This window comes from Streptococcus toyakuensis, assembly GCF_024346585.1.
GTDB lineage: Bacteria > Bacillota > Bacilli > Lactobacillales > Streptococcaceae > Streptococcus > Streptococcus toyakuensis.
The window spans coordinates 1974791-1987817 of sequence record NZ_AP024523.1 but is presented as its reverse complement, the minus strand read 5'-3'; the positions used below and the strand labels follow the sequence as shown (position 1 = coordinate 1987817).

Here is a 13027-nt window from a genome sequence, read left to right as displayed (position 1 = left end):
ATCGCAGTAAAAACTGCACAGCCTTCTTTAAATGTGCTATAATACAGGAAAAATAATGATGGAGGTCACGATAATGGCAACATTTTTGATGATTTTTGTGGTGGTTTGTGTGCTCCTATTGGTGATAGTCACACTGAGTACAGTTTATGTGGTTCGTCAACAGTCGGTGGCGATTATTGAACGCTTTGGGAAATACCAAAAGGTTGCCAATAGCGGTATTCATATTCGCTTGCCTTTTGGAATTGACTCGATTGCAGCACGGATTCAGTTGCGCTTGTTGCAAAGCGATATTGTGGTTGAGACCAAGACCAAGGATAATGTGTTCGTTATGATGAATGTGGCGACTCAGTACCGTGTCAATGAGCAGAGCGTGACAGATGCCTACTATAAACTCATGCGTCCAGAATCTCAAATTAAATCTTATATCGAAGATGCCCTTCGCTCTTCTGTTCCAAAATTAACCTTGGATGAATTGTTTGAGAAAAAAGACGAAATTGCCCTTGAAGTTCAGCATCAAGTAGCAGAAGAAATGACTACTTACGGTTATATTATTGTGAAAACCTTGATTACTAAGGTCGAACCAGATGCAGAAGTCAAGCAATCCATGAATGAAATCAATGCGGCGCAACGCAAGCGGGTCGCAGCGCAAGAATTAGCGGAAGCCGACAAGATTAAAATCGTCACTGCAGCTGAAGCCGAAGCAGAAAAAGACCGCCTTCATGGTGTGGGAATTGCCCAACAACGTAAGGCGATTGTGGATGGATTAGCAGAGTCTATCACAGAACTCAAGGAAGCCAATGTTGGCATGACAGAAGAACAAATCATGTCCATCCTCTTGACCAACCAGTATTTGGATACCTTGAACACTTTTGCTTCTAAAGGAAATCAAACCATCTTTTTACCAAATACGCCAAATGGTGTGGATGATATCCGTACACAAATCTTGTCAGCCCTCCGTGCTGAGAAGAAATAATAGACTAAAGAGCCTGGAGTCAGGCTCTTTTTGTATCACCCTTGTATCTTTGAGAACTAAATCCTCCTCCACAAATTATAGAATCTTTTCTGAGGATTTAGGGAGTGATGGAGGAAGTCTTGAAAGCGCTTTTGTTTTGTGCTATAGTCAAGTAAATCGAGTTGTTTAAAGAGGAATGCCTGTATGAGAAGAGAAGAAGTTTTACGAAATCACTGGTTTTTTAGCCAAGAGGTGGGGAAAGAAGAGGCCTTGGCGCCGGATTTTCATAGAGAAAATTGGCAGGCTATTCAAGTGCCACATGACTGGAGTATTCACAATGATTTTGACCAGTATTCGCCAGCGCAAAATGAGGGTGGTCAGTTAAATGGTGGTCAAGCCTGGTATCGGACACAGTTTTACTTGGAAGAAGATGCCAGTCTTGTATCGGTGCGTTTGTTGTTTGATGGAGTTTACATGAATGCCCAAGTCTATATCAACGGGCAAGTGCTGGGCTATTATCCCAGTGGCTATACGCCCTTTTCTTATGATATCACGCCTTATCTAAGAAATGATGGGACGGCCAACCAGCTTGCGGTTTTTGTGGAAAATCAGCAACCTAGCAGTCGTTGGTACTCTGGTAGCGGCATTTACCGAGAAGTAAAATTATTGATTACAGATTCGGTGCATCTGGATTTATATGGGATTAAGATAGAAAGTCCCAAGCTAAAGGAACAAAGAGATGAATGGGTGGAAACTCAGCTTACAAGTAAGATTTCAAATGATGGGCCTCAGTCCGTGTCGGTGTATTTGGAGCAGAGTATCTGGTATGATGGACAACAGCTGTCAGACTGGCAGGCGACAGACTCTCTAGTGATTGAAGCTGGGGACAAATATTCTTTCCAACAAGCCATATCAATTTTCCAACCTTTGCTTTGGGATATTGATCATCCTCACCTTTACCAATTGAAGACTCGCCTTTACAAAAATGGAATTTTAGTTGATGAAGAAGAGGAGACCTTTGGTTACCGCTATATGGATTGGCAAGCGGATAAGGGCTTCTTTCTAAATGGTCGCTGGTTGAAGATTCATGGAGTTTGTCTGCACCATGACTACGGAGCGCTGGGAGCTGTGGAAAACAGGTCAGCTGCAGAGAGACGCTTGCGCCAGATGAAGGAAATGGGCGTCAATGCGATTCGAATCACCCATAATCCAGCTAGTAGTATTTTGCTGGATGTAGCTGCCAAAATGGGCTTACTTATCCAAGAAGAAGCCTTTGATACCTGGTATGGAGGCAAGAAAGAATATGATTATGGTCGCTTTTTTGAGGAAGAAGCGACTCATCCAGAAGCGAAAGCAGGCGATTTCTGGTCAGATTATGATTTGCGCACTATGATTGAACGTGGTAAGAACAATCCAGCGATTTTTATGTGGTCCTTAGGAAATGAAGTCAGCGAAGCAAATGGCGATGCTCATTCATTGAAGACTATCAAACGCTTGCTAGAAAGGGTTAAGGAGGTTGATGGTAGTCGTTTTGTGACCATGGGAATGGATCAATTCCGCTTTGGCGATGGGTCTGGAGGTCATGAAAAGATTGCTGATTTGCTGGATGTGGTGGGCTTGAATTACTCAGAAGATAATATTGACGCGATTCGCAAAAGACATCCCAAGTGGCGACTTTACGGATCTGAAACCTCATCGGCTACAAGGACGCGTGATAGCTATTTTCGCCCAGCTAAGGAATGGGTTGGGGATAATCGCCGCGTGCGGAATTTTGAACAGTCAGACTATGGAAATGATCGAGTTCCTTGGGGGAAGACGGCGACGGCTTCTTGGACAGCAGATAGAAATCGGTTAGACTATGCGGGTCAGTTTATCTGGACAGGAGTGGACTATATCGGTGAGCCGACTCCTTGGCACAATCAAAATGACACGCCTGTAAAGAGTTCCTATTTTGGGATCGTGGATACGGCAGGGATTCCTAAAAATGACTATTATCTCTATCAAAGTCAGTGGTTGGACCTAGATCAGCATCCCATGGTTCATATACTGCCCCACTGGAATTGGGAAATCCACAAGAGTTATCAACAAGTTGTGGATAAGTATGGGGATATCCCTGTCCGGGTGTATTCAAATGCCCGTTCTGTAGAGCTATTTCTCAATGGAAAATCTCAAGGTAGGAAGACTTTTCAGGAAAAATGGACTTCAGATGGCAGAAAATACCAAGAGGGACAAGGTTCTGACCAACTCTATCTCGAATGGCGCTTGGCTTATCAACTAGGAGAATTGCTTGCTGTGGCCTATGACCATCAAGGTCAGCTTGTGGCAGAAGATAGGGTGGTGACTGCAGGTAAGCCTGTTACGATTGGGCTTCATGCCGAAAAAACACAACTTAAGCCAGATGGACAAGACCTCCTTTATCTTTATTTTGATGTATTGGACAAGGATGGAAATTGGGTGCCGACTGCTTCCAATCAGCTTCATTTTAAAATTGAAGGCCCTGCTCGCATTGTGGGTGTGGATAATGGCAGGCAGGCCAGTCGTGAACGTTACAAGGCTCAAAAAAATGGTCGGTTTAAGAGGAAAGCCTTTCATGGCAGAGGTGTCCTCTTAGTTCAGAGTTTGGAGCAGGTAGGTCAAGTGAGAGTAAAGGCCAGTGCCAGAGGGCTAGAGCTAGCAAGTTTTGATTTCCTAGTGGGAGAGGCTTTTGATTGCCAGCCAGTGAAAAATCAGCGCTTATTTGAGATTCGAGTGGACAAGCAGCTAGGATTACAAGAAGGGGATTCCCCAGCTATTGGACTTTATCCACAAATTGTGGATAACCCTGTGAACAAGGTGGGGAATAGTGAAGTGATTTGGGAGACGAGTGGTAGTGCCCAGGCCATTATAAATCAGGGAGTGCTTCATTGTTTGTCTGCTGGCGACTTGGCTATCCGAGCCATGTATCAAGGCAAAACCTATCAAACTCATTTGCAGGTCGCAGAAAATACCTCACTAGGGCAGGCAGTTTCTGCACGACCACTTCGCTTGTATACAGCTAAGGGAACTTATCCACAGCTGCCATCTTCAGTTTTGGTGGACTATGAGCTCGGGGGTGCAAAACGAGTCAAGGTTGTTTGGGAGGCAATATCCGAAGAAGATATGGCAAGCTTTCATGAGTTTACGGTATCTGGTCAGCTAGAGGGTTTGGATTTAAAGGCTTCTGCTCAGGTTTGTGTCCAAGGGATTTCCGCTATTGAACCTGAAAGGGTTTGGACGCTTGTCAAGGAAGTCCCACATTTACCAGACCGAGTCAAGCTAGTCTTATCAGATGGCAGACGAGATACAGCCAAGGTTACTTGGGATGAACTCAAGCCTCAAATCTATACTCAGGTAGGAGAATGCGTTCTCACAGGGAAGGTAGCGGGCTGTGAGTTGCCAGCAACAGTCACCATTCATGTGACAGATGCTAGTGTAGATGGTGAAGTCATTTCCAATCAGTGGACAGGGTCCAATCTGCCTCTGGTCTTTGCTTCTCACTCAGAGCCTAATCATTCAGCATCTTACCTCAATGATAAGGTCATTGCTCGGAAGAAATCGACAGCCAATACTTGGATTGCCAAGTCAGAGCAAGCTAGCGTCGGTATTCTGTTTGGAGATGCAGGGATTTTAAAACCGCGATTTGTGGATAATGTGACCTTGTATTATGTTGAAAATCAAGATTACGTGGCGGTGGAGCCGACCTTTATTGATTATTATGTGGGAAATGAGCCTACCTTGCCTCGGACTCCAAATCATTTGGACAAAGATTCTCTGCTCAAACAAGAGGAGAATTGGCGCCCTGTATCAGCTATCCGAAAAGTGTCAAGTGATAAGGATGAAGAGCTTCGTTTTGAATTTGACAAGGTGGAGACCTATGCCCTTCGTCTTCGATTTGAAGGCTTGGCAAGCCCTCTAGCGTTAACAGAATTGCAAGTGCATGACAAAAAAGTAAAGAAAAATGTAGATAGGAAGTAGTATGGTAAGAGAAATAAAACCGCATGGCCCCTTGCCTAGTCAGGACCAGCTAGCGTATTTAGGGGATGAACTAGCAGCCTTTATCCATTTTGGGCCCAATACCTTTTATGACCAGGAATGGGGGACAGGTCAGGAGGATCCTGAACGATTTAATCCGACAAGGTTAGATGCGCGGGAGTGGGTTCGCGTGCTCAAGGAAACGGGTTTTAAGAAGTTGATTTTGGTGGTCAAGCACCACGATGGTTTTGTCCTTTATCCGACAGCTCACACAGATTATTCGGTCAAGGCCAGTCCTTGGAGGAATGGAGAGGGAGATTTGCTCCTTGAAGTATCCCAAGCTGCCACAGAGTTTGATATGGACATGGGGGTCTACCTATCGCCGTGGGATGCCCATAGTCCTCTCTATCATGTGGAGCGAGAAGCGGACTATAATGCCTATTATCTGGCACAGTTGAAGGAAATCTTATCAAATCCTGCCTATGGCAATGCAGGAAAATTTGCTGAGGTCTGGATGGATGGTGCCAGAGGAGAGGGTGCTCAAAAGGTCAATTATGAATTTGAGAAATGGTTTGAAACCATTCGTGACCTGCAGGGCGATTGCTTAATTTTTTCAACAGAAGGCACCAGTATACGCTGGATTGGCAATGAACGAGGGTATGCAGGTGATCCCCTGTGGCAAAAGGTGAATCCTGACAAACTAGGAACAGAAGCAGCGCTGGATTATCTTCAGCATGGAGATTCTTCAGGCACTATTTTTTCAATCGGTGAGGCAGATGTTTCCATCCGGCCAGGTTGGTTTTACCATGAGGACCAGGATCCTAAGTCTCTTGAGGAGTTGGTAGAGATTTATTTTCACTCGGTGGGTCGGGGAACTCCTCTCTTGCTTAATATTCCGCCGAATCAAGATGGGCTATTTGATGCAAAGTATATTGAACGACTTTATGAATTTGCTGCCTATCGCAATGAGCTCTATAAAGAAGATTTGGCTCTGGGAGCTGAGGTATTTGGTCCAGCTCTTTCCGCAGACTTCGCTTGTCACCATCTGACAGATGGTCTTGAGACCAGCTCTTGGGCAAGTGATGTAGGCTTGCCCATCCAGTTAGAACTCGACTTAGGTTCTCCTAAAACTTTTGATGTAATTGAGTTAAGAGAAGATTTGAAGCTAGGGCAACGAATCGCTGCTTTTCATGTGCAAGTAGAGATGGATGGCGTCTGGCAAGAATTTGGTACAGGCTTTACAGTTGGTCATAAGCGTCTCCTGCGAGGTCCGCTAGTAGAGGCACAGAAGGTGCGCGTGATGATTACCGAGGCGCAATCTAAGCCTGTATTGACCAAGATTTCACTCTATAAAACTCCGAGGTTATCACAAAAAGTAGTTGTTCAGGGGCTAGCATTTGTAGAAAAAAGTCTAGCTGTGACAAAGGGAGAGACTCTTCATTTTAGGATTGAACGTAGCGAAAGTAGTACTCCTTTAGAGACTAAGATTTCGATCCAACCGGGGACAGGTGTCCATGGTGTCGCCTATCAGGACGAAATTCAAGTCCTTCAATTCCAAGCTGGGGAAAGCAAAAAAGACCTGACCATACCAACCCTGTATTTTGCTGCCGACAAGACCTTGGATTTCTATCTGAATCTGACTGTTGATGGACAGCTGGTTGATCAAGCTCAAGTACAAGTTTCATAAAATAAAAGAACCTTTGCACGATACAAAGGTTCTTTTGTCTACTAGCTAGTGACTTGGTAACCAGCTGAGGGTGAAGGTTAGTTGTTCAGCTTTTAGGAGATCTTGGTGTTGAATAGTTGATACTAGAGTTGTGTCCAGTCGGCATTCTTTTACAAAGTTAAAATGGCTGTGGTTTTGCTCAGCATGAATATCTAGCCATTTATCTTCTTTGGCAAGGTAGACTCGGAGGTGGTCAAAGAGAGGGATTCCGAGGTCATAGCTTGGTTTTCCTGGACAGGTCGGATAAAAACCGAGAGTTGACCAGATGTACCAGGCTGAGAGACTGCCATTGTCTTCATCGCCAGGATAGGCTTCCCAACTTGGGTGAAAAGCTTTCTGACGGAGCGTCTTGATGAGAAGAGCAGTGTAGTCAGGGTAATCGCAGTAACGGAAGAGATAAGGAATGTGGAAGCTTGGCTGGTTGGAAATGGCGAGTTGTCCAAAAGGAGCAGTAGCCATCTCGCTCATTTCGTGAATCTCGTAGCCATAGCCTGTTGTCTCAAAGAGGGGAGCCTCCTGACAGGCTTTTAAAAGATAGTTGCTAAAGGCTTCTTTTCCACCCATAAGCTGGATCAAGCCTGGGATATCGTGGAGGACGCCTAAAGTTGCTTGGATGGCTGAACATTCGGCATAATCACGTCCCCAACTATAAGGAGAGAAATCAGGACGGAAGTTGCCTTGACCATCACGCGCTCGCATGTAACCTGTCTCAGCGTCAAATAGATGGCGGTAATTTTGTGATGCGGCCTTGTAGGTTTCAGCGATTTCTATTTTCCCTAGTTTTTCAGCACAGCTAGAGATACAAAAGTCACTATAGGCATAGTCTAGGGTGTGGCTGACGCTTTCGTGGTGGTCGGTAGAGAGGTAGCCTAGTTCTTGGTATTGGGCTAATCCGTGACGACCATTGATGCCGAGAGGGTCGGACTTGGTGGCTGTTTCAAGCATGGCTTGGAGGAGTTCTTCTTCTAGGTCGGGGGCCATGTCCTTGCAGGCGCTATCTGCGATAATGCCATCTAGCAGGGTACCTGGCATCATGCCACGTTCATCTGGAGCCAGCCATTTTGGAAGGAAACCAGTATCGCGGTAGTTATTGAGAAATCCTTCTAAGAAGCGGTGGTAGTGTTCTGGTATGATAAGAGCAAAGAGGGGGAAGGTGGTGCGGAAGGTATCCCAGAAACCATTGTTGCTGAAGAGGACACCAGGCTTGACAGTTCCAGTAGCCAGATCCATATGGATGGCTTGCCCTGATTCATCAACCTCATAAAAAGTCTGTGGGAAGAGGAAGAGTCTGTAAAGGCAGTGATCAAAGAAGGTTCGGTCAGCCTCTCCTGTTTCCATGATATCAAAACGATGGAGGAGATTTTCCCAGTCCGCTTGTGCATTTGCTTTACAGTTATCAAAATCTTTTTGAGGTAGATTAAGCAGAGCCTGAGAGTGAGAGATGAAAGAAGTCGCTAGCTGAATTTCAGCATGGCTACTTGCTAAGTCAATTAGCCAGTCTTCGCCTTCTTGGCTGATAGCAAGGATATCCGTATTCATTTTCAGGGATGTGAACAGTATCAGTGGATTTTTGTTGGTTTCAGTTTTACCTTCTTGTCGTAGGGTAAGAGTCCGCTCATCTACTTGCTCCACTGTCAGTTCATCTGCTGCGTGAAGATAGAGGGAGAGGGCTTTGCCTTGCTTTTGTTCCAAACGAATAGAAGCACCGTAGCAAGTCGGTGTAAGCTGGCTTTCAATCTGATAGCGCAGGGAGAAAATTTTCAGATAATGAGGTTGGAAAGAGGCCTTATCCATATCATAGGAAGACTGGCGATGGAAGAGGCTGTCTCCACCCAGTTGGCCTGTGACAGGTGTCAGAAGGAGCCAAGAGTAGTCGCCAATCCAAGGGCTGGGCTGGTGGGTTAATCGAATCCCCTGAAAGATAGGCAGATGCGGATCGAAAAACCAAGAGCCCTCCTGGTCACTGGTCTGGGGTACAAAGTAATTCATCCCAAAAGGCACGCCTGTGTATGGCAGGGTATTTCCCCGAGAGAAGGCATGCTTGCTGGCAGTTCCAAAGCGGGTATCGATGGTTTCAAGTAGTAGTTTCATAGTCTTTCCTTTAGCTGTTTTTCTACATTATATCAGAAAAAGAGGGCCTTTAGAAAAGGAGCTTCAAAGATAACTATTTTGTAGAAAAATGACTATCATTTGTGTATGTATTTTCTGTCTCAAAAGCTATATACTGAAAATGAAACTTGTTTGAAAGAGGACACTGCACGATGATTTATTCAAAAGAAATTGTTCGAGAATGGCTAGATGAAGTGGCAGAGCGGGCTAAGGACCATCCAGAGTGGGTGGATGTTTTCGAGCGTTGCTATACAGACACCTTGGACAATACGGTTGCAATCCTAGAAGATGGTTCAACCTTTGTACTCACTGGTGATATTCCTGCTATGTGGCTTCGGGATTCAACAGCTCAACTCAGACCCTACCTTCATGTGGCTAAAAGAGATGCCCTCCTGTGTCAGACCATTGCAGGTTTGGTCAAACGTCAGATGACCTTGGTACTTAAGGATCCCTATGCTAACTCCTTCAACATTGAGGAAAACTGGAAGGGTCACCATGAGACTGACCACACAGACCTTAACGGCTGGATTTGGGAACGCAAGTATGAGGTGGACTCGCTTTGCTATCCTTTGCAGTTGGCTTATCTCCTCTGGAAAGAGACTGGCGAGACTAGCCAGTTTGATGAGACTTTTGTCGCAGCGACAAAGGAAATTCTTCATCTGTGGAAGGTAGAACAAGACCACAAGAACTCTCCTTATCGTTTTGTTCGTGATACCGATCGTAAGGAAGACACCTTGGTAAATGATGGCTTTGGACCTGATTTTGCAGTGACAGGTATGACTTGGTCAGCCTTTCGTCCGAGTGATGACTGCTGTCAGTATAGTTACTTGATTCCGTCAAATATGTTTGCTGTAGTAGTCTTGGGTTATGTGCAAGAGATCTTTACAGAATTGAATCTAGCTGATAGCGAGAGTGTTATCACAGACGCTAAGCGTCTTCAGGATGAGATCCAAGAAGGAATTGAAAACTATGCTTACACCACCAACAGTAAGGGCGAAAAGATTTATGCCTTTGAAGTGGATGGCCTAGGAAATGCCAGCATTATGGATGATCCAAACGTACCAAGTCTGCTGGCTGCACCTTATCTGGGTTACTGTTCGGTCGATGATGAAGTTTATCAAGCAACTCGTCGCACCATTCTGAGCCCTGAAAATCCATACTTCTACCAAGGAGAATACGCTAGCGGTCTCGGAAGTTCTCATACCTTCTATCGCTATATCTGGCCAATTGCCCTTTCTATCCAAGGTTTGACAACAAGAGATAAGGCAGAGAAGAAATTCTTGTTGGATCAGCTGGTTGCTTGCGATGGTGGTACAGGTGTCATGCACGAAAGCTTCCACGTGGACGACCCAACTCTCTACTCTCGTGAATGGTTCTCTTGGGCTAACATGATGTTCTGTGAATTGGTCTTGGATTACTTGGATATCCGCTAAGGAACATGCTTTAGCGCAACTGATTCTTGGAAAGAATCATAAATTTACATCCAAAAACGTTAACAATAAAAATTTAAATTTAGAATGAGGTTTTACTTCATGGAAAATGTTGTCGTACATATTATCTCACATAGTCACTGGGATCGTGAGTGGTACTTGCCTTTTGAAAGCCACCGTATGCAGTTGGTGGAATTATTTGACAATCTCTTTGATCTCTTTGAAAATGACCCTGAGTTCAAGAGCTTCCACTTGGATGGTCAAACTATTGTCCTTGATGACTACTTGGAGATTCGCCCTGAAAATCGCGACAAAGTCCAACGATACATCGACGAAGGCAAACTTAAAATTGGTCCTTTTTACATCTTGCAGGATGATTACTTGATTTCAAGTGAAGCCAATGTCCGCAATACATTGATTGGTCAAGCAGAATGTGAAAAATGGGGCAAATCTACTCAGATTGGTTACTTCCCAGATACCTTTGGAAATATGGGGCAAGCGCCTCAAATCCTTCAAAAATCAGGCATTCACGTGGCCGCTTTTGGTCGTGGTGTGAAGCCGATTGGATTTGATAACCAAGTCCTCGAAGATGAGCAGTTTACTTCTCAGTTTTCAGAAATGTACTGGCAGGGTGCGGACGGAAGTCGTGTCCTCGGGATCCTCTTTGCCAACTGGTACAGTAATGGGAATGAAATTCCAGTTGATAAAGACGAGGCCTTGACCTTCTGGAAACAAAAACTGGCAGACGTACGTGACTATGCTTCGACCAATCAGTGGTTGATGATGAACGGCTGTGACCATCAGCCTGTCCAGAAAAATTTGAGTGAAGCCATTCGTGTGGCAAATGAACTCTTCCCAGATGTGACTTTTGTTCACAGTTCTTTTGATGAGTATGTCCAAGCCGTGGAAAGTGCCCTACCAGAGCAGTTATCAACGGTTACAGGTGAGTTGACCAGTCAGGAAACAGATGGCTGGTACACACTTGCCAACACTTCTTCATCTCGTATTTATCTCAAACAAGCCTTCCAAGAAAATAGCAACCTCCTAGAGCAAGTTGTAGAACCCTTGACGATTATCACTGGGGGCCACAATCACAAGGATCAGTTGACCTATGCTTGGAAAACACTTTTGCAAAATGCGCCGCATGATAGTATCTGTGGCTGTAGCGTGGACGAAGTTCACCGTGAGATGGAGACACGTTTTGCCAAGGTCAATCAAGTCGGAAACTTTGTTAAGAGCAATCTTCTTAACGAATGGAAGGGTAAAATCGCTACGTCTAAGGCTCAAAGTGATTATCTCTTTACTGTCATTAACACAGGTTTGCATGATAAGGTCGATACTGTCAGCACAGTGATTGATGTTGCGACTTGTGATTTTAAGGAATTGCACCCAACAGAAGGTTACAAGAAGATGGCTGCTCTTATCTTGCCAAGCTACCGTGTGGAGGACTTGGATGGGCGTCTTGTAGAGGCTAAAATCGAAGATCTCGGAGCTAATTTTGAGTACGATTTACCAAAAGATAAGTTCCGCCAAGCTCGTATTGCTCGTCAAGTGCGCGTGACCATTCCAGTTCACCTAGCGCCACTTTCTTGGACAACCTTCCAATTGCTGGAAGGAGAACAAGAACACCGCGACGGTATTTACCAAAACGGAGTGATTGATACGCCATTTGTAACGGTTAGTGTGGATGACAATATCACAGTTTATGATAAGACAACTCACGAAGCCTATGAAGATTTTATCCGCTTCGAAGACCGTGGGGATATCGGAAACGAGTATATCTATTTCCAACCAAAAGGAACAGAGCCAATCTTTGCAGAGCTGAAAGGCTATGAGGTCTTGGAAAACACAGCTCGCTATGCTAAGATTTTGCTCAAACATGAATTGGCCGTGCCTGTCAGCGCGGATGAAAAGCTAGAAGAAGAGCAAAAAGGCATCATCGAGTTTATGAAGCGTGAGGCGGGACGTTCAGAAGAGTTGACAAGCATTCCTCTGGAAACTGAGTTGACTGTCTTCGTTGATAATCCACAAATCCGTTGCAAGACTCGCTTTACTAACACTGCCAAAGATCACCGTATCCGTCTTTTGGTTAAGACTCACAACACGCGTCCAAGCAATGATTCTGAAAGCATCTATGAGGTGGTGACACGACCAAACAAACCAGCTGCTTCATGGGAAAATCCTGAAAATCCTCAACACCAACAAGCCTTTGTTAGTCTGTATGACGATGAAAAAGGTGTGACCGTATCCAACAAGGGATTGAATGAATACGAAATCCTTGGAGACGACACCATTGCAGTGACTATTTTGCGTGCATCAGGTGAGCTAGGTGACTGGGGCTACTTCCCAACACCAGAAGCACAATGCTTGCGTGAATTTGAAGTCGAGTTTGCGCTTGAGTGCCACCAAGCCCAAGAACGCTTCTCAGCTTATCGTCGAGCTAAAGCCTTGCAGACACCGTTTACCAGCCTTCAGCTTGCTAGACAAGAAGGAAGCGTGGCTGCGACTGGTAGCCTCTTGAGCCATTCTGTTCTTAGCATACCGCAAATCTGTCCAACAGCCTTTAAGGTAGCTGAAAATGAAGAAGGCTATGTTCTTCGTTACTACAATATGTGTAGTGAAAATGTACGTGTACCGGAAAGTCAACATCTATTCCTTGACCTACTTGAACGACCATACCCAGTTCATAGAGGACTCATTTCACCACAAGAGATTCGTACAGAATTCCTCAAAAAAGAAGAAATTTAATTTCAAAAAGTAAACATAAAAAGAAAGGAGGGGCGAAAAAGTAAGGACTAACTGCTGATTCGCCCCTTTTTA

The 13027-nt window shown here is 44.9% G+C and carries 6 protein-coding genes; 5 read left to right on the top strand and 1 reads right to left on the bottom strand.

Features of this window, described 5'->3' with window-relative positions; genetic code table 11:
• Window positions 1–88: 88 nt before the first annotated feature.
• The 3 genes from STYK_RS09900 (at window position 89) to STYK_RS09890 (ending at window position 6629) form a co-directional block, all read left to right on the top strand.
• Window positions 89–973, top strand: coding sequence for an SPFH domain-containing protein (locus tag STYK_RS09900; protein ID WP_004235732.1), 885 nt, complete (start codon window positions 89–91; stop codon window positions 971–973).
• A gap of 183 nt (window positions 974–1156) precedes the next feature.
• On the top strand, window positions 1157–4945 hold the full coding sequence (locus tag STYK_RS09895) for a glycoside hydrolase family 2 TIM barrel-domain containing protein (RefSeq protein ID WP_261804979.1): 3789 nt from the start codon (window positions 1157–1159) through the stop codon (window positions 4943–4945).
• Window position 4946: 1 nt separating this feature from the next.
• On the top strand, window positions 4947–6629 hold the full coding sequence (locus STYK_RS09890) for an alpha-L-fucosidase (RefSeq protein ID WP_261804978.1): 1683 nt from the start codon (window positions 4947–4949) through the stop codon (window positions 6627–6629).
• A 45-nt stretch (window positions 6630–6674) separates the two neighbouring features.
• Here the strand turns inward: STYK_RS09890 and STYK_RS09885 are convergent, their stop codons facing one another.
• Window positions 6675–8759 (bottom strand): GH92 family glycosyl hydrolase, encoded by a 2085-nt coding sequence (locus STYK_RS09885; RefSeq protein WP_153210234.1) that lies wholly within the window; start codon window positions 8757–8759, stop codon window positions 6675–6677.
• A gap of 170 nt (window positions 8760–8929) precedes the next feature.
• On the opposite strand from STYK_RS09885, the gene STYK_RS09880 reads away from it, so the two are divergent.
• The gene (locus STYK_RS09880) at window positions 8930–10210 is read left to right on the top strand and encodes a glycoside hydrolase family 125 protein (protein ID WP_261804977.1); all 1281 of its coding nucleotides are present in this window, start codon (window positions 8930–8932) and stop codon (window positions 10208–10210) included.
• A 99-nt stretch (window positions 10211–10309) separates the two neighbouring features.
• On the top strand, window positions 10310–12955 hold the full coding sequence (locus STYK_RS09875; RefSeq protein WP_261804976.1) for an alpha-mannosidase: 2646 nt from the start codon (window positions 10310–10312) through the stop codon (window positions 12953–12955).
• Window positions 12956–13027 lie beyond the last annotated feature (72 nt).

Excerpts from the sequence above, each read along its gene's own strand:
- STYK_RS09900 (WP_004235732.1), top strand. The coding sequence starts at position 89 with ATGATTTTTGTGGTGGTTTGTGTGCTCCTATTGGTGATAGTCACACTG.
- STYK_RS09895 (WP_261804979.1), top strand. The coding sequence starts at position 1,157 with ATGAGAAGAGAAGAAGTTTTACGAAATCACTGGTTTTTTAGCCAAGAG.
- STYK_RS09890 (WP_261804978.1), top strand. The coding sequence starts at position 4,947 with ATGGTAAGAGAAATAAAACCGCATGGCCCCTTGCCTAGTCAGGACCAG.
- STYK_RS09885 (WP_153210234.1), bottom strand. The coding sequence starts at position 8,759 with ATGAAACTACTACTTGAAACCATCGATACCCGCTTTGGAACTGCCAGC.
- STYK_RS09880 (WP_261804977.1), top strand. The coding sequence starts at position 8,930 with ATGATTTATTCAAAAGAAATTGTTCGAGAATGGCTAGATGAAGTGGCA.
- STYK_RS09875 (WP_261804976.1), top strand. The coding sequence starts at position 10,310 with ATGGAAAATGTTGTCGTACATATTATCTCACATAGTCACTGGGATCGT.